19 protein-coding genes, 3 tRNA genes and 1 pseudogene are annotated in these 21,989 nt (G+C 37.9%); 11 read left to right on the top strand and 12 right to left on the bottom strand.

Features of this window, described 5'->3' with window-relative positions; all coding sequences use genetic code 11:
• Nucleotides 1–86: 86 nt before the first annotated feature.
• The 3 genes from P256_RS07595 to P256_RS07585 are packed head-to-tail and all read left to right on the top strand — an operon-like array spanning nt 87 to nt 2,082.
• Nucleotides 87–1,043, top strand: coding sequence for a homoserine kinase (locus tag P256_RS07595; protein WP_023273101.1), 957 nt, complete (start codon nt 87–89; stop codon nt 1,041–1,043).
• A gap of 2 nt (nt 1,044–1,045) precedes the next feature.
• Nucleotides 1,046–1,666: a DUF1294 domain-containing protein gene (locus P256_RS07590; RefSeq protein ID WP_023273100.1), complete on the top strand. Its 621-nt coding sequence runs from the start codon at nt 1,046–1,048 to the stop codon at nt 1,664–1,666.
• A gap of 11 nt (nt 1,667–1,677) precedes the next feature.
• Nucleotides 1,678–2,082 (top strand): DUF4870 family protein, encoded by a 405-nt coding sequence (locus tag P256_RS07585; protein WP_023273099.1) that lies wholly within the window; start codon nt 1,678–1,680, stop codon nt 2,080–2,082.
• Between the two features lie 41 nt (nt 2,083–2,123).
• Here the strand turns inward: P256_RS07585 and hisA are convergent, their stop codons facing one another.
• The 4 genes from hisA to hisB form a co-directional block, all read right to left on the bottom strand.
• On the bottom strand, nt 2,124–2,855 hold the full coding sequence (hisA, locus tag P256_RS07580; protein WP_023273098.1) for a 1-(5-phosphoribosyl)-5-[(5-phosphoribosylamino)methylideneamino]imidazole-4-carboxamide isomerase: 732 nt from the start codon (nt 2,853–2,855) through the stop codon (nt 2,124–2,126).
• A gap of 116 nt (nt 2,856–2,971) precedes the next feature.
• A complete protein-coding gene (locus P256_RS07575) occupies nt 2,972–3,541 on the bottom strand; it encodes a DUF805 domain-containing protein (protein ID WP_023273097.1) in 570 nt (189 codons plus the stop codon).
• A 90-nt stretch (nt 3,542–3,631) separates the two neighbouring features.
• Nucleotides 3,632–4,249 (bottom strand): imidazole glycerol phosphate synthase subunit HisH, encoded by a 618-nt coding sequence (hisH, locus tag P256_RS07570; RefSeq protein ID WP_023273096.1) that lies wholly within the window; start codon nt 4,247–4,249, stop codon nt 3,632–3,634.
• Nucleotides 4,250–4,843: an imidazoleglycerol-phosphate dehydratase HisB gene (gene hisB / locus P256_RS07565; RefSeq protein ID WP_023273095.1), complete on the bottom strand. Its 594-nt coding sequence runs from the start codon at nt 4,841–4,843 to the stop codon at nt 4,250–4,252.
• An 86-nt stretch (nt 4,844–4,929) separates the two neighbouring features.
• Here hisB and P256_RS07560 point away from each other — a divergent pair, with 86 nt between their 5' ends.
• From P256_RS07560 to P256_RS07545, 4 genes are all read left to right on the top strand, one after another.
• Nucleotides 4,930–5,316, top strand: coding sequence for a GNAT family N-acetyltransferase (locus tag P256_RS07560; RefSeq protein ID WP_023273094.1), 387 nt, complete (start codon nt 4,930–4,932; stop codon nt 5,314–5,316).
• A gap of 105 nt (nt 5,317–5,421) precedes the next feature.
• Nucleotides 5,422–5,497 (top strand) — tRNA-Phe (locus tag P256_RS07555).
• Nucleotides 5,498–5,621: 124 nt separating this feature from the next.
• Nucleotides 5,622–5,697 (top strand) — tRNA-Phe (locus P256_RS07550).
• A 182-nt stretch (nt 5,698–5,879) separates the two neighbouring features.
• Nucleotides 5,880–7,223, top strand: coding sequence for an Nramp family divalent metal transporter (locus P256_RS07545; protein WP_155756752.1), 1,344 nt, complete (start codon nt 5,880–5,882; stop codon nt 7,221–7,223).
• A gap of 3 nt (nt 7,224–7,226) precedes the next feature.
• On the opposite strand, the gene P256_RS07540 is transcribed toward P256_RS07545, so the two are convergent.
• From P256_RS07540 to ompR, 4 genes and pseudogenes are all read right to left on the bottom strand, one after another.
• A complete protein-coding gene (locus P256_RS07540; RefSeq protein ID WP_023273092.1) occupies nt 7,227–7,646 on the bottom strand; it encodes a GNAT family acetyltransferase in 420 nt (139 codons plus the stop codon).
• Nucleotides 7,647–7,714: 68 nt separating this feature from the next.
• Nucleotides 7,715–9,214, bottom strand: a complete 1,500-nt coding sequence (locus tag P256_RS07535; protein WP_040331996.1) for an acetyl-CoA hydrolase/transferase family protein — start codon at nt 9,212–9,214, stop codon at nt 7,715–7,717.
• A 191-nt stretch (nt 9,215–9,405) separates the two neighbouring features.
• Nucleotides 9,406–10,791 (bottom strand): annotated as a pseudogene (locus P256_RS07530) (ATP-binding protein); the annotation flags it as partial.
• A 39-nt stretch (nt 10,792–10,830) separates the two neighbouring features.
• Nucleotides 10,831–11,592 carry an osmolarity response regulator transcription factor OmpR gene (gene ompR, locus P256_RS07525; protein WP_023273089.1) on the bottom strand — a complete coding sequence of 254 codons (762 nt, stop codon included), beginning with the start codon at nt 11,590–11,592 and terminating at the stop codon, nt 10,831–10,833.
• A 328-nt stretch (nt 11,593–11,920) separates the two neighbouring features.
• On the opposite strand from ompR, the gene P256_RS07520 reads away from it, so the two are divergent.
• The gene (locus tag P256_RS07520; protein WP_023273088.1) at nt 11,921–14,263 is read left to right on the top strand and encodes a Tex family protein; all 2,343 of its coding nucleotides are present in this window, start codon (nt 11,921–11,923) and stop codon (nt 14,261–14,263) included.
• A gap of 49 nt (nt 14,264–14,312) precedes the next feature.
• Here P256_RS07520 and P256_RS07515 read toward each other — a convergent pair whose 3' ends face one another.
• Nucleotides 14,313–15,197 (bottom strand): SDR family NAD(P)-dependent oxidoreductase, encoded by an 885-nt coding sequence (locus tag P256_RS07515; RefSeq protein WP_023273087.1) that lies wholly within the window; start codon nt 15,195–15,197, stop codon nt 14,313–14,315.
• Nucleotides 15,198–15,526: 329 nt separating this feature from the next.
• On the opposite strand from P256_RS07515, the gene ettA reads away from it, so the two are divergent.
• Nucleotides 15,527–17,188, top strand: a complete 1,662-nt coding sequence (gene ettA / locus P256_RS07510) for an energy-dependent translational throttle protein EttA (RefSeq protein ID WP_023273086.1) — start codon at nt 15,527–15,529, stop codon at nt 17,186–17,188.
• Nucleotides 17,189–17,249: 61 nt separating this feature from the next.
• On the opposite strand, the gene P256_RS07505 is transcribed toward ettA, so the two are convergent.
• Nucleotides 17,250–18,038 carry a DUF4198 domain-containing protein gene (locus P256_RS07505; protein ID WP_023273085.1) on the bottom strand — a complete coding sequence of 263 codons (789 nt, stop codon included), beginning with the start codon at nt 18,036–18,038 and terminating at the stop codon, nt 17,250–17,252.
• 103 nt (nt 18,039–18,141) lie between these two features.
• Between P256_RS07505 and P256_RS07500 the strand changes: the two genes are divergently transcribed.
• On the top strand, nt 18,142–18,996 hold the full coding sequence (locus tag P256_RS07500) for a cation diffusion facilitator family transporter (RefSeq protein WP_023273084.1): 855 nt from the start codon (nt 18,142–18,144) through the stop codon (nt 18,994–18,996).
• 66 nt (nt 18,997–19,062) lie between these two features.
• Here P256_RS07500 and P256_RS07495 read toward each other — a convergent pair whose 3' ends face one another.
• The gene (locus tag P256_RS07495) at nt 19,063–19,401 is read right to left on the bottom strand and encodes a zinc-ribbon domain-containing protein (RefSeq protein ID WP_023273083.1); all 339 of its coding nucleotides are present in this window, start codon (nt 19,399–19,401) and stop codon (nt 19,063–19,065) included.
• Between the two features lie 197 nt (nt 19,402–19,598).
• Here P256_RS07495 and P256_RS07490 point away from each other — a divergent pair, with 197 nt between their 5' ends.
• Nucleotides 19,599–21,797, top strand: coding sequence for a TonB-dependent receptor family protein (locus tag P256_RS07490; RefSeq protein ID WP_023273082.1), 2,199 nt, complete (start codon nt 19,599–19,601; stop codon nt 21,795–21,797).
• A gap of 97 nt (nt 21,798–21,894) precedes the next feature.
• On the opposite strand, the gene P256_RS07485 is transcribed toward P256_RS07490, so the two are convergent.
• Nucleotides 21,895–21,970 (bottom strand) — tRNA-Glu (locus P256_RS07485).
• Nucleotides 21,971–21,989: the final 19 nt, after the last annotated feature.

Raw genomic sequence — 21,989 nt, 5'->3', positions numbered from 1 at the left:
CTATAAATAAAGTTCCCGTGAAGGGCTACAAACTTGATAAACTTCATGTATTCTATCAAGCTTATTTTGTTTCACGCAGGTTTTCTATGTCTGTTTACACACCGTTGAATGTTGATGAAGTCCAGCAGTTCGCTCAGGCTTATGGTTTAAATGTTATTGCACTTGTTCCCATTCAAGGTGGTATTCAAAACACAAACTACTTTATTATTTGTAAAGATGAGACGCAATATGTTTTAACGGTTTTTGAAAATGAAACCGAACAAAGTGCGGGTGAGTTAGTCCCTGTTTTAAAACAATTACAACAATATGGCGTACCTGTTGCTGCACCATTAGAACATAGTGGTAAAGCCATTCACTACTTAGTAGGTAAGCCTGCACAAATTGCACCACGTGTTTGGGGAGAACATCCTGAAGTTACAACTGTAGAGCAAGTCAAACAGATTGCGACAGCACAGGCAAAGTTACATGTTGCACTACAAGATTTTCCACTCGAACGTAGCCATAGTCGCGGACATGTCTATTGGACAGAGATTGGAGAAACACTACAGAAAGAAGAAATGTCTGTAGAAAATGCTGCATTGTTTGAACGTGTTTATCAAATTTTTGCTGAATATCAGCAACAGTATCCAAATCGTGTACAAGGTTGGGTTCACTCAGATCTTTTCCGTGATAACACATTGTTCCAAGGGGATAATTTACAAGGAATTTTAGATTTCTTTGAATTGAATTTTGATGAGCTGCTGTTTGATATTGCGATTACAATTAATGACTTTTGTACGCAATATCCAAGTGTCACTTTAGACGAATCACGTGTCGCGGCCTACCTTGCTGCCTATGAAGCGGTACGTACACTGACTGAAGATGAACGAATGTGTATGAATATCTATTTAGCCATGATGGCATGTCGTTTTTGGTTATTACGTTTAAATGTTGCACGACTAAACCGTTTAGAAGGGCGTGGGGGAGATGATGTTTTCCAAAAAGACCCTGCTCAAATGCATGCAATGCTGGTTGAACGTTTAGCACATGTGACTGAGTTGTAAAAATGAAAAGAGATCAAGGTCGTTTGGTTGAATGGTTTGATGAAAAAGGCTATGGCTTTATTCAGTCAGACCACCATAAAGAACATAAGGTGTTTTTGCATATTCAAGACTTTGCAAAAAAAGGACCACGGCCTTTGGTTGGATGTGCATTGGATTACACTGTTGCTGTCGATAGTGATGGGCGTATTCGTGCGAAGGATGTTATCTATTTAAAAGCATCCCAAACACAGAAAAAATTTGATACGCGGATCGAATCATTTTCTAAGCAAAACTCGAATTTAGATAAAATGACTATAGGAATTATTTTCTATTGGTTGGTTATTTTTATTCTATTAAATGTTGGGAAATTGCCACATTTTTATTTCTTGTGGTTAATCTTGGTAAATGCACTGACTTATTTTGCATATCGCCGTGATAAAAATGCGGCACAATTTGGCTTACAGCGTATTCCTGAATTGACTTTCCATCTTCTTGCTATATTAGGTGGTTGGTCTTTTGCATGGTTTGCACAACAAAAGTTTCGGCATAAAACACAAAAGCAACCATTTAAAAAGATTTTCTTCTGTACGGTTATACTCAATATATTGTTTACTATAGGTATGCTCATCTTATTAGAACAATAGAAGAGGGACATATGTCATTTGATGCACAATTTAAGTCAGATAAAACACTCACGTTTGTACTTTATGTTTTATATATTGCTGCCATTTTCTCTGCGGGAATTTTAGCAGTCGTTGCACTTATTATTAACTATGTAAAGCGTAGCGATGTAAAAGGTACAATTTTTGAAAGCCATTTTGGTTGGCAAATTCGTACGGTATGGTTGTATTTGTTATGGAATATTTTGGGCGGTGTTCCGCTTTTTGTATTTCTATTTACAACCAATGATATACCTCAACCCTTAGAAGGGACTGATCTTGCATTTACATCTATAGGTCTAGTTATTTGGATTGCTGTTGTGGTTATTGCATGGATATGGATTATTTATAGAGCCATAAAAGGGTTAATTGTTTTGAATGACAATAAAGCCATTTCCTAAATAAAAAAGAGGTCATTAGACCTCTTTTTTATTGAATAGATTTAGAGTTTATTCTCATCGAGAATTACTTGAGCTTCACGTAAGTTGAGTGAGCCTTCGTAAATTGCACGACCTGTAATCGCACCTAAAATACCACGCTGACCTTTTAACTGACGTACATCATCTAAGTTAGTTACTCCCCCTGAAGCAATAACAGGGATACCGCAGTAATCTGCAAGAGAAACAGTTTGTTCGATGTTTACACCCTGCATCATGCCATCACGTGCAATATCAGTGTATACAATGCTTGAAACACCTGCATCAGCAAAGCGTTTAGCTAAATCGGTTGCTTTTACATCGAGTACATTTGCCCAACCATCAGTAGCAACATAGCCTTCTTTTGCATCGATACCAACAATAATATGTCCAGCAAATCGTTTACAAGCTTCTTCGACAAATTCAGGTTCTTTTGCAGCTTTTGTACCAATAATGGCAAAAGATACGCCAGCTTCTAAGTAGTGTTCAATGGTTTCTAAAGAGCGAATACCACCACCAATTTGAATAGGAAGTTCAGGATGTTCTTTTGCAATAGCTTCAACAACATTTTTATGAATAGGTGTACCTGCAAAAGCACCGTTTAAGTCAACAAGATGGAGACGACGTGCACCTTCATTTACCCAATGTGTTGCTGTTGCTACAGGATCATCAGAAAAAACGGTATCGTCTTCCATACGTCCTTGTTTGAGTCGAACACACTTTCCATCTTTGAGGTCAATCGCAGGAATGATTAACATGCTGTCGCACCTTGTTATCAGTTAAAGTCATAAATACGGTTTGATATTAACAAACTATCTGTTGTTGTCTATGAAAAAGCGTATATAGGTTAAAATAATTTAGCATCTTATCTTCATTAATGTGTAGAAGATGCCATGTTTGAAATTTCACTAAAAAAGGTATTTTGGTAAAACTGTGATATTGCTGTATCTGGTGAAAGTAACAGTGCAGCTACAACACCTATAATTACAAGTGGGATAACTAAAATATAAAGCCAACCTACTATTTTTTCCCACGCAGGTGTATGACGTGGCATACCATAATCATTTGTTTGAACGTGTCCAACAGCACAATAAAGGTAAATTGAAAAAAAGAAATTAATAACAGGAATTAAGCTAAGTAAAGACATCCAACCACTTTGGTTACAGTCATGTACGCGTTTTATAGTAAAAACAAAAGAAAAATAAATGTAGGCAATATATATAATTAAAACAATAATTGAAGATACTAAAGGATACTGTGAGGTATCTGTCAAAGAAATATTATTGGTAAAGGCAAGAGCACCAATGGCTATAGCAAGAAATATTGAAATTAGACCATTCCAAGCAGCAAAAGAGAGTCTACCCATACGGCCTTGTGCACTAAAAACGCTAGGTTGCTGTTGTGGTGCTAAAGGTGGTGGTGTTTCTGGAAAAGGTGAAGTCATTTTTGTTATCTCTAAAGTGTTTTTTTAATTATATGTGATGTTTTTTACAAAATAAAAGAGGTCAAATAACTTTGACCCCTTAGGTAGAGTTTAGATATTCCACTCTACAAAGTTTTTGAGTAGTTGTAAGCCTGCCGTATGGCTCTTTTCAGGGTGAAATTGTGTCGCAAATAAATTTTCTTTATGAATTGCTGCACAAAAATCTAAACCATAATGACACGTTGCAGCAACATTGGCAGTGTCTTTCGGTTCAACATAAAAGCTGTGTACAAAATAAAAACGTGAGTCTTGTGCAATATCTTTCCACATTGGGTGATCAGGTTCGTTTTGATGAACTTGATTCCAACCCATATGCGGTACTTTGAGCTGATCGATATCTGGGAAACGCTTTACGGTTCCTTCAAAGATACCAAGCGCATCACTACCGCCATTTTCTTCTGACTGCTGTAATAGTGCTTGCATACCTACACAAATTGCTAAAACAGGTTTATTAAAAGCAGCATGTTTAATGACTTCATCAATTCCTGCATCTTGCATACCTAGAATACAGTCACGCATTGCACCTACACCGGGGAAAACAATTTTGTCGGCTTGTGCAATGAGTTTTGGATCATTGGTTACATCTACGTTTGCACCTACATGCTCTAAAGCCTTTGCAGCAGAGTGAAGGTTACCCATACCATAGTCGAGAAGAGCAATACGTGTCATTTATAAGCTTCCTTTTGTTGATGCAATGGTACCTGCGGCACGTGGGTCTTGTTCACATGCCATGCGTAAAGCACGTGCAAATGCTTTGAATGTACTTTCAATTTGATGATGGCTATTTTTACCTTTTAGATTGTCAATATGCAGTGTCATCAATGCATGATTTACAAATCCTTGGAAGAACTCTGAGAACAAATCTACATCAAATGTTCCAATACGTGCACGTGTAAAAGGAATGTCCATAAATAATCCCGGACGCCCTGAAATATCTACTACAACACGAGAAAGAGATTCATCAAGTGGCGCATAAAAGTGACCATAGCGACGGATACCTTTTTTATCGCCAAGCGCTTGAGCAAAAGCTTGTCCAAGTGTAATGCCGCAGTCTTCTACCGTATGGTGGTCATCAATTTCAAGATCACCATCACAATGTATATCTATATCAAATAGACCATGTCGCTTGATTTGATCGATCATATGATCTAAAAAAGGAACGCCAGTGTTTAATGTTCCTTGACCTGTACCATCGAGGTTTACACGAACGCGAATTTTGGTTTCGTTGGTGTTTCTCACTACTTCACTGATACGTTGAGTCATGGACACATTCCTTAATAAATGGCTGGTTTTAATAACAATGGCTGTATTTACTATAGCAATATTAGATTGCTCAGGAGGGTTAATCAATGCCTATCACAATTCATGCCTATTCTTCTTTAGAAAATAAAGAAATTGAAGCCCAACTTGAACGACTTTATATGACTAGTCCTGAGTTTATGAGTGGTTTAGATGCCGTAGAACAGTTAAAAGAAGCGATAGGTGATCAAACATTATTATATACTGCAGAATTTAATACTAAGATTATTGCGTCAATTTGGTGTTTTAGAAACATAGAGTCTGCAAAGGTCGAAAGTAAACTACAATATATAGTTGTTCATCCGTCAAATCGGGGCAGGGGTATTGCCCAAAGGCTGATTTCGGAGGTTTGTCGTATGGAGAGACTCGATAATAAGGCAACCATATTTATACCGGGATGTAGTGCCATACATAAAATATTACAGCGTCTTGATTAAATAGCATAAAGTGATATGTTTTTGCATAAATTCTATGCACATGGAAAAATAGTTAAATAAAGTCTTGACAGTTAGCTAGTTAAGTTGTTTAATACGCACCACATTGGCGCGATAGCTCAGTAGGTAGAGCAACGGATTGAAAATCCGTGTGTCGGCAGTTCGATCCTGCCTCACGCCACCAAAATTTGTGTTTTCAATCCCTGATCCCATCAGGGATTTTTTTTGCCTAAACATTGTTCAATTGTTTGAAATACTAATAATTTTTGTTGACTCAATCTAAGATTTCAGGCTTAATACACCACATCGGCGCGATAGCTCAGTAGGTAGAGCAACGGATTGAAAATCCGTGTGTCGGCAGTTCGATCCTGCCTCACGCCACCATATTCAAAAAAGCCCTAGATATTATCTAGGGCTTTTTTTATGTTTATTGTAATTATAAATAGTCAGTATCGTTAAAAACATACGAATATAAGGCGATAAATACAAGAATATTATTTAAATGATAATCATTTTCAAATATATTAATGGGTATATATAAGGTATTGATGAGAATGCGAGAAAAAATGGCTAAAAGTCTTCAAGAAGTCAATAATACAGTACCTATACCCAGCTCAAATGCTTCTTTTTTTCGAAAACTGTTTGCATTTTCAGGGCCAGGTGCACTTGTTGCAGTAGGATATATGGATCCCGGAAATTGGATTACCTCAATTCAGGGTGGAGCACTCTATGGGTATCTTTTACTATCAGTAATTTTACTTTCTAGCTTGATCGCAATGTTATTACAAGCAATGTGTAGCAAGCTTGGTATTGTGACGGGCATGGATTTAGCTCAAGCAACAAGGACTTTGACGGGTAAAAAAGGGTCTTTTATTTTATGGGTCATTGCTGAGCTTGCAATTATGGCAACAGATGTTGCTGAAGTCATTGGAACAGCAATTGCCCTGAATTTGCTCTTTGGTATGCCCCTCATGTTAGGTGTGCTTATTACTTTGTTGGATGTTTTTTTACTGCTGCTTTGTATGTCTTTTGGGTTACGTAAAATTGAAGCCTTTGTTTTTACGCTTATTTTGACAATTTTTCTTATTTTTGCTTATGAAGTCATGCTTGCATCACCGCAAATGGGCGATATTGTGCGTGGATTCATTCCACAAAAAGAAATATTTACAGCATCTTTATCGGGTCAAGACTCTGCATTGCTCATTGCTTTGGGTATTGTGGGTGCCACAGTGATGCCGCACAATCTATATTTACATTCTTCTTTGGTTCAATCCCGTCAATACGACCGTAAAACAAAAGAGGGAATTAAAGATGCGATTCGGTTTTCAATTTTTGACTCAAATTTACAGTTAACATTCTCTTTTGTGATTAATTGTTTATTACTTATTTTAGGTGCATCTCTGTTTTTTGGGCATGACCCTGAGCAGCTTGGACGTTTCTCTCAGCTCTACCATGCCTTAGAGAATCCTGCGATTGTGGGGAGTATTGCTAGTGGTTTATTGGCAACCTTATTTGCAGTTGCATTACTTGCATCAGGGCAAAATTCCACCATTACAGGAACACTGACAGGTCAAATTGTCATGGAAGGGTTTATTCATTTAAAAGTGCCCGCATGGCTACGCCGTTTTATTACGCGTGCGTTGGCAACACTTCCAATCATTCTTGCGATTTACTTTTGGGGAGATCGTGAGGATGTGATAGAAGGGCTACTTATTTACTCACAAGTATTTTTAAGTATTGCGTTGCCAGTGTCTATGATTCCACTGATTTGGATTACATCCAATAAAAAGTGGATGGGCGAGTTTGTGAACTCTAAGTTGACAATTGCACTAGGGGTTTTATCAACAACATTATTAATTGGTTTGAATATTCAATTGATTATTGAAACTGCTAAGAAACTATTGAGTTAAGCTTTAGTCTTGAATGAGGCGTTTGCCAAGGCAGACGCTTTCAATTTCCTCAAAATCTAATTCTTCGTAAAATTGAATCACAGATGTGTTTTCAGGTCTAACCATAAGCTGTACTTTGGGGCAGCCAATTGCGATTAAACGTTTTTCTATATTTTGCATGAGTGCGGTTGCAATACCTAAGCGTTGATACTCAGGCTGAACAGCAAGATAATGAATCCAACCTCGATGACCATCATAACCACCCATAATAGATGCAATTACTCGACTATCTTTTTCGGCAACTAAAAATAGATCATCTTTTTGGTTCATTTTTCTAAAAATATCTGTTTCAGGATGATTCCATGGCCGAGTGATATTACAGATTTCCCAAAGTTCAACAACGGTATCTATATCTCTATTTTCGATAGGTCTAATGATAAACATAAGTTGTCACATCATAAAATAAGTGTATTTAAAAAATCGAAGCTGCCTTTTACAGCAGCTTTTCATGATTAGATTGATTTTGGTTGCATTGTTCCATGTTCTTCAAAATTGGTATGCCACTCAATAGCTTCTTTAAGCAAGTGTGGTGTATGACCGCCTTTTGCACATGCACGCTCAAAATAGTCAGCAACAGCATCTTTGTAGTCAGGGTGAACACAATTTTCAATAATCACTTTTGCGCGTTCTCTTGGTGCAAGCCCTCTTAAGTCTGCAAGCCCTTGTTCTGTGACTAAAACATCTGTGTCATGTTCTGTATGGTCGACATGGCTAACCATAGGTACAACGGAAGAAATAGCACCACCTTTAGCAATTGATTTGGTCACAAAAATAGCCAAATGCGCGTTTCTTGCAAAGTCGCCAGAACCACCAATACCGTTCATCATTTTTGTACCACCTACATGCGTTGAATTTACATTGCCATAGATGTCAAATTCGAGAGCGGTATTTATACTAATAATGCCAAGTCTACGTACAATTTCTGGGTGGTTTGAAATTTCTTGCGGGCGTAGGACGAATTTATCTTTATATTTATCTAAGTTGTTAAATACTCGGTCACTACATTTTTTAGAAAGTGTAATTGAACAGCCTGAAGCAAAAGTCATTTTCCCTGCATCTATAAGCTCAAAGGTGCTGTCTTGTAGAACTTCAGAGTACATGACCAAGTCTTCAAATGGCGCATCTTTAAAGCCTGTAAGGACTGCATTTGCAATAGACCCAATACCTGCCTGTAGGGGACCAAGATTTTTGGGTAAATTACCTGTCTTTACTTCATTTTCAAAGAAGCGAATAAGATGATCTGCAATGGCTTGCGTTTCTAAATCAGGCTCTGTCACTGTAGATGGTGAGTCAGGTAAGTCATTAAACACAATACCTAGGACTTTTTCAGAGTCAAAAGGAATTCCTTTGGTACCGATGCGATCATCTACATGGGTGAGTGGAATAGGTGCGCGGTTTGGACGTTTTTCTGGAATATAAACATCATGAGCCCCTTCAAATGCAGGGTTCACTGAGGTGTTAATTTCAATTAGAATTTTGTCTGCTAACTCGATGAAACTTGCTGAATTACCTACAGATGTTGTCGGAATAATAAAGCCATCTTCAGAAATTGCAACAGCTTCAACAATGGCAATATCAGGACGTTTTAATGTGAAGTTACGCATTTGTTCGACAGTTTCTGACAAATGCTGGTCAATAAACATGACTTCTGCATGATTAATGGCTTTTCTTAAGGTGCTGTCGACCTGAAAAGGCATACGCCGAGCAAGTATTCCTTTTTCTGTAAGTTTTTTATCGAGATCATTACCTAAACTTGCACCGGTGACGAGTGTGATTTTTAGAGGGGATTTTCTCTCTTGGTTTGCAAGTGCTAAAGGTATTGCTTTTGCTTCACCTGCTCGAGTAAAACCACTCATACCGATGACCATTCCATCTTGAATAAAGGAAGCTGCTTCTTCGGCTGAAATCACACGTTCTTGAAGTGCTGAAAAACGAATATAATTAGATGACATGTTGATCCCTTCAAACATTATTTTTTCCTGTAGCAAAGATTCTACTCTGCTACATAAGTATTTGCTAATAGCTTAGTCTAAGGTCTAATAATCTAAAATAAATATTAGTATTAAAAATATTAATGCTTATTAAAGTATTTAAATAATTTATTTAAAACAATAATATATGTCTATTTTGTATTTTTTGTCGAGATGGGTAAAGCAATAATTACTTCAAAGCCGCCTGTTGGGCGGTTTCTCAAAGTAAGCTTACCCTGATGAATGTCTACAATGCGTTTAACAATAGCCAATCCTAGACCACTACCTTGAATGGTTCGTGCAGTATTACCGCGGACAAATGGTTGCATGAGTGCTTCAATTTGATCACTTGGAACACCTTCACCATTATCTGCAATACTAATTTCAATTTGTTTATTATTGACTTCTGCCGAGACTTCAATAGGCTCTGCACCATAGCGTTTAGCGTTGTTAATTAAATTACCAATAAGGCGTTTGAGTGACAAACTACGTGCTTGGATAATAGGAATATTTTGAGGTGTAAATATAATTTCAAGTGGGTTAAATTGAACGATGAGTTCTTGTAATAGACAATTAATATCTGTATCTGATAGTACTTCATCAGAACCATCACGCATATACGAAATGAATTGATTTAGAATGGCATCCATATCATCAACATCGTATACAAGCCCCTCTCTTAAAAACTCATCTGGCAACATTTCAGCAGTTAGACGAATTCGAGTAAGAGGTGTTCTTAGGTCGTGGGAAATACCTGCCAACATAATTTTACGGTCTTTTTCAATCTGTTCTAAGTTGTAAACCATATGGTTAAATGCTTGGTTTACTTCCCGAATTTCAAGTGGACCGTGGTTGGTGGTGAGGTATGGTGCACTGCCTGTTTGGCTATATGAGTTTGCTGCATTTTGTAGACGTTTTAATGGTCTATTTAACTGACGAACAAGCGTGAGAATAATAATAAAAGCAAGAATAGGTATGCCAAATAGCCAACCAAAAATGAGTTCTGGTTTGTAATCTGCATAAGTCGTTAGTGGTTCTTTTAACCAATGCCCATGCATATCGGGAGTTTGCACCCAAATTGTTGGAGATGGTTTAAATTTAAAATAAACGGTGACTTGTTCTCGGTTAACTTGTAACTCTTGTGCAAGGCGCTTTTCTATACGGCTGGTAATAAAGTCAGCGATTAGCTTTTCTTGTACGTTAGGGTACTCTTTAGGGTCTGTAATGTATTCAACACCTAAGCGCCGATGTAGCCATGTGTCTACATCTATATCTTTACCATGATGAGAAATACTAAAGTTTGGATTGTTAATGATGTCGAGTTCAATCGCAAGATAGCGAGCATGTTGCTGTATTTCAGGCAAATACAATGTTCGCCAGAAAAACCAAAGCGACATAAATAGGCTAAAGAACACCACAAATGCAACCAAAATTGTTGTACGCATGGCAGCAGAACGTGGTTTAACTTTATCTAGCAGCTTTTCCATTTTGGTACGCTTTTGGGCGTAATAGCCAGATGAGTCAACAAGTTCTTTAGGGTCTATTGGATCAAGTGTCACTGAGGTTTCCTAGTCGTACTTTGAATATAATGACGGCAATTATTCTGCACCATCTGGTACAAAAACGTAACCAACACCCCAAACCGTTTGAATATAACGTGCGCGCGCAGGGTTATCTTCAACAAGTCTGCGTAAACGTGAAACTTGTACGTCGATAGAACGTTCCATTGCACCCCATTCACGACCTCTTGCAAGGTTCATTAGCTTATCGCGTGTTAGAGGCTCACGAGGGTGTTGTACAAGTGCTTTGAGCACAGCAAATTCACCAGTTGTGAGTGTAACAACCTGACCTTCACGTGTTAAAGCGCGTGTTGAAAGGTCTAAAGACCAAGGGCCAAAACTAACCACTTCCATTTGCTGGCTTGGTGCACCCGGCACTTCACGTACTTGACGACGTAAGATGGCACGAATACGTGCAAGTAACTCATTTGGATTGAACGGTTTTGGTAGGTAGTCATCTGCACCTGCATCTAAACCTGCAATGCGGTCTGAGTCACTTCCTCTTGCCGTAAGCATAATAATAGGAGTGTCTATGCTTGACTGACGTAAGCGGCGACAAATGCTTAAACCATCTTCCATTGGAAGCATAAAGTCTAAAACAATTAATGAGAATAGCTCACGTTGTAGTAAGCGATCCATTTGAGTTGCATCGTGTGCTGTTTTTACAACAAAGCCTTTATCTTCTAAAAAGCGTTGTAAAAGTGTGCGAAGGCGTACGTCATCATCGACTACCAAAATACGTTCAACACGGTCTGTATCTACAACATTTTCCGTGTTTTCAGCAGGTACCACTAAACTCATAAAGTGCTCCCTTTTTAATCATTTATTTAATATTAGATAATTCGAGTATAATGCTTTCAAGCGACGTCTGGCTATGTATTAATTTGTCTAATTTTACAAATATCTACAGTGACATCATTTGTTTGACAGATTTCCATTATACGTCTTTAGATGGTTGTTAAAGTAACAAGATTCAAGGCAAACATGCCTATAAATACATTTAAAAACAAAATAAGTGCACATTTATTGCGATAAATTTCAAATTTCCTGCTTCTACCTGTAGATTTTACGAGCATGGTCTTTATAATCTCTGCTTTTAGTTTATGTTCCTTAAGTAGGATTCCATACGATGACTGACCTCGTTCAGCAGTTGGCAAGTGAGCTTGCCGCACGTCCGAACCAAGTAGAAGCCGCAATTCGTTTAATTGATGAAGGGGCAAGTGTTCCATTTATTGCACGTTACCGTAAAGAGGTGACGCAAGGCTTGGATGATACGCAACTTCGTCAGCTGGACACACGTTTGAGCTACTTACGTGATTTAAACGAGCGTCGTGAAAAAGTCATTCAGTCTTTAACTGAACAAAATAAATTGAGTGATGATTTACTTACACGTGTAAATACTGCAACAACAAAAAATGCATTAGAAGAAATTTATGCGCCGTATCGTCCAAAGCGCACAAGCAAGTCTTTCAAGGCAAAAGAAGCAGGTTTAGGGCCTATTGCAGATCGTATTTTGCAAGAAGAAATAGAGCCAACGCTTGCGCTTGATGGTTTTGCTCATGAAGATTATGCAGATACAGAAAGTCAACTTGATGCTGTTCAACATATTATTATTGATACTTGGGCACAAAACATTGCATTGTCTGTTGAGCTAAAAACAATTTTTGCTAAAACGGCTGTGTTAAAAAGTGCTGTTGCTTCAGATGAAAAGCGTGAAGTTGGTAAGAAATTTAAAGATTATTTTGAATTTTCAGAAAATCTAAATAAAGTACCTTCTCATCGTTTACTTGCAATGCTTCGTGGTCGTCAAGAAAACGTATTGGGTCTAAAAGTAGATGGTGAAGATGAAGCACCACTTTCACGCGTTGAATTAGAATACGCTTTAGACAGTATTCAGCCGCAAGCACGTCAAGACTTCTTGAAGCAAACTGCAAAATTATTTTGGTTAGGTAAAATCAGACCACAAATCGAACACTCTTTGCTGACTGAAAAGCGTCTTGCAGCAGAAGCTGAAGCAATGCAAGTTTTTGCAGAAAACTTACGTCATTTGTTACTTTCAGCACCTGCGGGTGGTCGTTGTACTTTAGGTGTCGATCCGGGTGTACGAACAGGCGTTAAACTTGCTGTTGTGAATGCATCAGGTGATGTTGTTGCACATAGCACCGTTTACCCATTTGCACCAAAAGAAGATAAAGCAGGTGCAAAAGAAGAACTTGCACGTTTATGTCGTGAATATGCAGTAGACCTTATTGCCATTGGCAACGGTACAGCAAGTCGTGAAACAGAAACTGTTATTGCTGAAATGATGGCAGAAAACAGTGACCTTAAACTGACACGTGTTACTGTCAGTGAAGCAGGTGCTTCAGTTTACTCTGCAAGTGAGCTTGCTTCACAAGAGCTACCTGAACTTGATGTTTCAATTCGTGGTGCTGTTTCAATTGCCCGCCGTTTACAAGACCCTCTAGCTGAACTTGTGAAAATTGATCCTAAGTCGATTGGTGTGGGTCAGTACCAACATGATGTCAATCAAGCAGGTCTTGCAAAAGCACTTGATGCTGTTGTTGAAGATTGTGTGAATGCGGTTGGTGTTGATGTAAACACCGCATCTCCTGCGGTATTGGGCTATATTGCAGGTTTAAATAAAGCGATTGCACAGCAGATTGTTGAGTATCGTAAAGAGCATGGTCGTTTTAATGATCGTAAAACATTAAAACAAGTGCCACGTTTAGGCGAGCGTACTTTTGAACAAGCAGCAGGTTTCTTACGTATTCATGATGGTGAGCAACCTCTTGATGCTTCAGCAGTTCACCCAGAAGCTTATGGTTTAGTTGAAAGTATTGTTGCTGAAAAATCGACAACGATAAAAGATATTATTGGTAACAGCGAAATTCTTCGTCAAGTTGATGCTGATCAGTTTGTAAATGAACAGTTTGGTTTGCCAACGGTAAAAGATGTTTTAAGCGAACTCGAAAAACCAGGACGCGATCCTCGCCCTGAATTCCGTACAGCAAAATTCCGTGAAGATGTGACTGAAGTTGCGCATCTACATGAAGGTATGGAACTTGAAGGTGTTGTTACAAATGTAACTAATTTTGGTGCATTTGTAGATGTTGGCGTACATCAAGATGGTTTAGTGCATATTTCAGAATTGGCAAATGAATTTGTTGCTGATCCGCAAAAGATTGTGAAACCGGGTCAAATCGTTCAAGTGCGTATTATTCAAGTTGATGCAGAACGTAAGCGTGTCAACTTGAGTATGCGTCCTGAAGGCTCACAAGCGCCTGCGAAGCCACAACGTGCACCACGTCGTGAGCATAAGGGGCAAGATGAGCAACGTAAGCCACAACACAAACGCCCAGCACAACCACGTAAAGATCAACCTAAACGTGCGAAGCAAGACAAACCACAAGAGCAAAAAATTGGTGGTTTAGGTGCATTGTTATTACAAGCAGGTATTAAAGGGTCAAAATAACTGACTCACATAAAAAAGCCTCCTAATTAGGAGGCTTTTTTATGTTTGTTTAATGATTATTGGGAAAAATCTTTGCATAAGCACGTTGGATAAGCGTTAATTTTTCTTTCTCTCCAATAGAAGCACTCGAGCTTGGAAATAAGTTGAAGCCAATAGACATGAGTTTATTGTTTAAATCTGGAACAATAGAGTAAGTGAGAGACGCTAAACGACCTAGATTGGTTGCGACACTCTTTGGACGCTTCACAATGGCATGAGCAATAAGGTCTGCTGCCTGATCTGTAGAAAGGGTTGGCACATAGTTATATAGTTTTGTAGGTGCAATCATGGGTGTGCGTACAAGCGGCATATACACGGAAGTAATGGCAATTTTATGTGCATGAACTTCTGCAGAGAGGCAGCGGCTAAAAGCATCGAGTGCTGCTTTAGATGCAACATAAGCAGAAAATCGCGTGGCATTTGCCAGAACACCAATCGAGCTAATATTAATAATATGCCCATCACGACGTTTAATCATATGCGGTAATATGTTTAGTACCAAACGTACTGCACCAAAGTAGTTAAGCTGCATGGTTCTTTCAAAGTCATGAAAGCGATCTAGTGACTCTTCAACGGCACGGCGAATAGAGCGTCCTGCATTGTTAATTAAAATATCAATATGTTCGACATTTGCTAAAATATTTTTAGAACATGCATCTATAGCATCCATATCATTTAAGTCACATGGAAAAATAGAGGCTTGACCACCATCTTTTTCAATTTCTAGCTGTACTTCACGTAAATTTTCTTCTGTGCGTGCAACCAATAAGACATGCGCACCTGCGGAGGCCAAGCGCTTGGCAATGGTTCTACCAATGCCACTTGATGCACCTGTAATGAGAGCAGTTTTTCCTTGAACGCGTTGTTGAAAAAGGTGTTCTAACTTTTTTTTCACAAGAGGATACCTTGGCGCATGTGTTTTGGTGTAATAATGGTTTTGATGAAGTGTACCTCATCAAAAAACGAACAAAGCATATCGTAAAAAGAAACAGAAGATAATGACGAAATATGAAAAATATTGGCTTATTTTGCGAGTTGTCAATATTTTAAACAGATTTGAAAACGGTACGATCTTTTGTCACAATGAAGTTGAACAATAAGGTCACTTACATTGTCTCTAACAAGCAATGATAATAAAAAGGCAAGAGCCTTATTTTCTGAAGACTTTTAGGTATAATAGTTTCAAAGATTTTTAGCTGTACATTATTTAATTGAGGAGTCCGCGTGGCCCAATATATCTATACAATGAACCGAGTATCTAAAATGGTTCCGCCTAAGCGCGAAATCCTTAAAGATATCTCTTTATCATTTTTCCCTGGTGCAAAAATTGGTGTACTTGGTTTAAATGGTGCGGGTAAGTCAACGCTACTTCGCATTATGGCGGGTGTAGATAAAGACTTTTCTGGTGAAGCACGTGCACAGCCTGGTATTAAAATTGGCTATCTTGAACAAGAGCCACCTTTAGACCCAAATAAAGATGTTCGTGGTAACGTGGAAGATGGTTTACGTGAGCCTCTAGATGCATTAGCACGTTTAGATGAAGTATTTGCTGAATATGCTGCTGAAGATGCAGATTTTGATGCACTTGCAAAAGAGCAAGAAAAGCTTGAATCAATTATTCATGCTTGGGATGCGCATAACCTAAGCAACCAAATGGAGCAAGCAGCAGATGCGCTACGTTTACCTGCATGGGATGCAGATGTAAATAAGCTTTCTGGTGGTGAGCGCCGTCGTGTTGCACTTTGCCGCTTACTTTTATCTAAGCCTGACATGTTGTTACTTGATGAACCGACAAACCATTTAGATGCAGAATCTGTATCTTGGCTTGAGCGTTTCTTAAAAGACTTTGCAGGGACAATTGTTGCGATTACCCATGACCGTTACTTCTTAGATAACGTTGCTGAGTGGATCTTAGAACTTGACCGTGGACATGGTATTCCTTATCAAGGGAACTACACAACGTGGTTGGAACAAAAGAACGCACGTTTAGAGCAAGAGAATAAGCAAGAAGAATCTTTTGCGAAAGCATTGAAAAAAGAACTTGAATGGGTTCGTTCAAATGCTAAAGGTCAGCAGAAGAAGAATAAAGCACGTATGGAACGTTTTGAAGAGTTAAACTCTAAAGAATTCCAAGAACGTAATGAAACTTCAGAAATTTATATTCCACCTGGCCCTCGTTTAGGGAACAAGGTTGTAGAAGTTAACAATATCAGTAAATCATTTGGTGATCGTTTACTTTACGAAAACTTAAGTTTCTCTGTACCACCAGCATCGATTGTGGGTATTGTGGGGCCAAATGGTGCAGGTAAAACAACACTTTTCCGTATGATGACAGGTGAGCAAGAGCCATCTACAGGTACAGTAAGTGTTGGTGACTCTGTGAAAGTGGCTTATGTTGGTCAGATTCGCGATACCTTGGATGATAATAAAACTGTTTGGGAAGAAGTTTCAGGTGGTTTAGATATCTTACGTGTAGGTGATTACGAAATTGCTTCTCGTGCATATATTGGCCGCTTCAACTTTAAAGGTTCAGACCAGCAAAAACGTGTAGGTGAGCTTTCTGGTGGTGAGCGTAACCGTTTACAACTTGCAAAAATTCTTCAGCAAGGTGCAAACGTTATCTTACTCGATGAACCATCAAATGACCTTGATGTTGAAACATTACGTGCACTAGAGGACGCTATTTTAGTTTTCCCTGGTACAGTAATGGTTGTGTCGCATGACCGTTGGTTCTTAGACCGTATTGCAACGCATATTCTTGCTTTTGAAGATGAAGGCCCTGAGTTCTTCGACGGTAACTACACAGAGTATGAAGCATTCCGTAAGAAAAAATTAGGTGATGAAGCTCGACCAAAGCGCCAAAAATATAGAAAAATTGGTGGCTAATTTTAATTAGTGATTTAGAGAAAGCCAACTCATAGGTGAGTTGGCTTTTTTGTATTTATATTTACTGAACAGTTAAACTAATGAGCGTATATCGTTGAGTAGAGGGTTTAACTTTTCCATCTACTGTTGGTGTTACAGATAGCAAGTATTGCCCTGCTTGAGGAAATGTAATAGAAATTTTCCCTGCTATATCAGATACAAAGTGTTGAGCTTGTTTTGTTGTTTGTCCAACTGATCTTAATGTCACATTTGCATTATTTAATGGCTTTCCATCATAGGAAATATCTAGTGTAATAGGTTGGTGCGCCTTAATTTCTGTTGGATTGGTACTAAATTGAACTCCAATGGCGTTGTTTACTGAGTAGGTAATAGCAGAGCTATGTTTTTTAGAGAGATAGTTTTGAATGGTCCATTCTCTTGTAACCTCACTGAGTTGTGGAGGTGTTTTAAAGTCACTCGGAATTAGAAATGTACGTTCTGATAAAGGTGCAACTTTATCGGCAGCAATATCAAAAAATGGGCGCCATTCATGATTGAAATAAGTATATTGAAGTTGCTTAGAAATTTTTGAACTAATTTGATAAGTTCCATCTATAGTTAGGGGAAGATCAAAAACAGTAGCAGATTTGAGTTGCGACTCAGGTGTAATAGTTTGAATATTATTATTAGGTTCAACAACATTAAAAGTGACATTTTTTAGTGCAACTTCTGTATTGAGAGCTTCTTCAGTATATCCTGAAGTGACTAGAACACGGTTATTTGTAGTCATGTTTGTTGGTGTGCTGACAAAAGGTTCATGTGCATATAAAGATGATGAAATGAGTAAACCAAGTAAAATAAATTTTTTCATAGTAAATTAAAAATACAACAACAATTAAATGATAATCATTATTATTTAATTGTTATGAAGTTTCAATAGATATATAAAGATTAAATAGAATAAGGAAACAACAATGAGTGGCCATGATCATCATCATGCAATAGATATTGAGGGAAATGCTAATAAACTCAAAATAGCATTAATACTCAGTATAGTATTTTTGGTTATAGAGGTTGTTGCAGGGTTTATAACTCAAAGTTTGGCATTGCTTTCAGATGCAGCACATATGTTTACAGATGTTGCCGCGCTTGCAATTGCTTTAGCTGCAATAAAAATAGGAAAGTTACCCGCAGATAATAAACGGACATTTGGTTATCAAAGCTTTGAAATATTGGCAGCATTATTTAATGCCTTGATGTTATTTATTGTCGCAATTTATATCTTATATGAGGCTTATCTAAGATTTACTCAACCGCCTGAAGTACATAGTATTGGCATGCTTATCATTGCAATACTTGGTTTGGTAATTAACTTAATTTCAATGAAAATTTTAGTTTCAGGAGCAAACCATAATTTAAATATAAAGAGTGCTTATCTTGAAGTACTTAGTGATGCTGTAGGGTCTTTAGGCGTTATTATTGGTGCAATTATTATCTACTGGACAAGTTGGGCGTGGGTTGATACTGCTGTCGCAATTCTAATTGGTATTTGGGTTATTCCTAGAACATGGATACTCTTAAAGCAAAGTTTAAATATTTTATTAGAAGGTGTACCCGATGAAATTGATGTAGAGGCTTTGCGTCAGAGTTTATTGAAAATAGATGGCGTGGAGGGTATACATCAGCTAAAGATATGGGCAATTACATCAAAAAATATTCACTTAACGGCGCATGTATTTGTACCACATAAAGAGGATAGAACAGGGCTATATCGTGAAGCTGTAGAAATGTTATCTCACCAATATGGTATTACTGAAATAACTTTGTAAATTGAAGAAGATGAACATTTGAATCATGAGCATACACATGGGCATACTCATGAATAAAATTGAAGTCTAAATTTGCCATTGATGATTACAGTCGCGGCATTTCCACACTTTCTGTGATTGCATAAATGCTTGCATAGAAATTTTAAAGTTTGGTAAGTCACGCCAAAATAAAACGCCTGAAATGGCAGTAATAGCAAATACAACCGCAGTTGCAATTTGTAAATTTGTGCCTGCGCCTTTGCTAAAAATCCACATCGCAATATTAGAAATAACTAAAAGTAAAAGTAGAAAAATAGAGAAGACTAAAATCATAAGACTTTTAGGTACATCTGGGCGTGTTGTATTGCCTGCTTGGGCAATAGGCATGACTTTTTGGCTTTGGCATTGTGGGCAACGGTATTGCATGAAAACTCCAAAATAATTTTAAGTATATTCTAGCGAAATAATATCGAAATAAAAAACTTTCAAGTCTATTGCCTATCTTCTTTCGACTTTTACAAGAAATATCGATCAACATAAATGCGAATAATTATTGTTTTTGTTATTAAGAAATATTATTTTATGTCATATTTTTAAATATATTATACTTCAAGAGATTTTAAATGCAGCAGAAGTCCTTTGTATCTACACACTCGTTTAAGCAATCGAAAGTCGCTATTGCAACTTTTCTTGCCTTATTTGGCTTTACCTCATTTGCATATGCTGAAGAAGAAAACTCTTCAAAAACAGCAGTTTTAAATACAATTCAATTACGTGCACAAGGAAATTGGCTTGAAGATGTAACAGCAAAAAAAGTGTTTGAGCATGCAGGTGCAAGAACGATTATAGATCGTAAGCAACTAGATGAAACAGCTTCGACAACATTAAAAGATGCTTTAAGACAGGTTCCTAGTGTCCAAGTCCAAGACAATGCAGGAACAGCAGGTAGTGATTTATCTTTAAGTTTTGGTGTTCGTGGTTTAACCTCACGTTTCTCTCCACGTTCAACAGTTCTTATGGATGGTGTACCACTGGCATTTGCTCCTTATGGTCAGCCACAGCTTTCATTGGCACCAACCAGTTTAGGTAATATTTCATCGATTGATGTCATTCGTGGAGCGGGCTCTGTTCGCTTCGGACCTCAAAATGTGGGTGGTATTATTAACTTTAATACGCGTGAGATTCCAAAAGATTTTAAAGGTACAGTGGGGCTAACAACTGAGTTTGCTAAAAATGGCAATGTTAAGTTAAGCCCGAATGCATTTCTTGGTACAACCTTTGAAAATGGTTTAGGTATTGCCTTAATGTACTCAGGTACGCAAGGTGATGGTTATAGAGATGATAATGATCATAACAATATTAATGATGTTATCTTAAAAACGGCGTATAGCTTTACCGATGCAGATAAGCTTGAATTTAGTTTACATCGTTATGATGCAAAGGCAGGTATGCCAGGTGGTTTGACACCACAGCAGTATGCGGTTAATCCAAATCAATCTGTGATGAAGAATGACTTTTTTGAAGGGCATCGTACAGATGGTGCTTTAAAGTATACTCATCAAGATGATGTAAATACTTTTGAAGTTTTGGCTTATCACACAGATACCTACCGTAATGCGGTAATGGAAAATCAAGCACAAAATGCAAAAACCAAGAAGTTGGAAATGCAGTTAAGAAATGCGCCAAGGACTTATCAAGTCTCTGCGATTGAACCTCGTTTTTCTCATGCTTATGCATTAGGTAACGTAAATAATGAAATTTCTGTTGGATATCGTTATTTGCATGAAACCAGTAAAGAATATATTGGACGTAGTGCATTTTATGCGCCCAATAGTCCTGTAATTACACAATTAGATGGTTACTCTTCTGCCAATGGTAAAACAACAGCACATGCTGTATATCTAGATAATAGAACAGATATTGGTCGTTGGTCTGTGACACCGGGTGTGCGTTTTGAGTCAATTAAAACCACAGAAAACTTTAACCGTTTAAATGCCAATAATAGTGTAAAAAGCTCTATTACCCCTGTTGTAAAGTCGAATGAAGTTTTACCAAATTTTTCAGTGAAATATGCAGTTAATGATCAGTGGAATGTATTTGCAAACTATGGAATTTCATTTGGACCACAACAATATAGCCAAATGGCAAAAATTGATGGGGACACAGCAGTATCTCAAACTCAAGGTCTAAGACCTGAAAAGGCAAAAAACTATGAGCTTGGAACACATTACTTAGGAAACGGTTTACAAGCTGAACTAACTGCATTTTATATTGACTTTGATCAAGAGTTGAAGCGTTCAAAAATTAATGGTGTAGAAGAATGGAGTAGCCTAGGTGCTACAAAACATGAAGGCTTTGAGCTTGGTGTAAATTATGACTTTGGTCAGATGTATGATGTACTGCACGGGCTATCTGCTTATAGTAATTTAACGTATACGCATGCAACAGCCGCAGCAGGCATACGTAAAGGTAAGGATATTCCACTTTATTCACGTTGGGTGGCTAACCTTGGTTTAGGTTATAAGGTGAATCAATGGACTGTGAATACAGACTTATTTGCTCAATCTAGCCAAATTGCAACAAATAAAGATGACCTTGTTATTGAGGATGATAAAGGGCGCTTTGGGCGTATACCGGGCTATACAACAGCTTCTGTAAGAGTAGCCTATGATTTTAGCCAGCAGTTAAAAGGGTTAAAAGTTGCAGCAGGTATTAAAAACGTATTTGATACCAACTATTTTACGCGCTCATCTGACAGTATATATGGGAAATATGAAGGACAGCCAAGAACAGTATTCTTGCAAACGTCATTTGATTTCTAGTTAAGTTTACAAAGAGGCCTTAGCAAGTTGCTAGGGCTTCTTATTAAAAACACACATAAAAAAAAGCCACTGAAGACTCAGTGGCTTTTTTAGAATTTGGCGTCCCTACGGGGATTCGAACCCCGGTTACCGCCGTGAAAGGGCGATGTCCTAGGCCTCTAGACGATAGGGACTTCTAGAGTATTCTGAATT

Origin of the sequence: Acinetobacter nectaris CIP 110549, assembly GCF_000488215.1 — a bacterium.
Taxonomy (GTDB): domain Bacteria; phylum Pseudomonadota; class Gammaproteobacteria; order Pseudomonadales; family Moraxellaceae; genus Acinetobacter; species Acinetobacter nectaris.
This window is presented reverse-complemented; position numbering and strand designations above follow the sequence as displayed.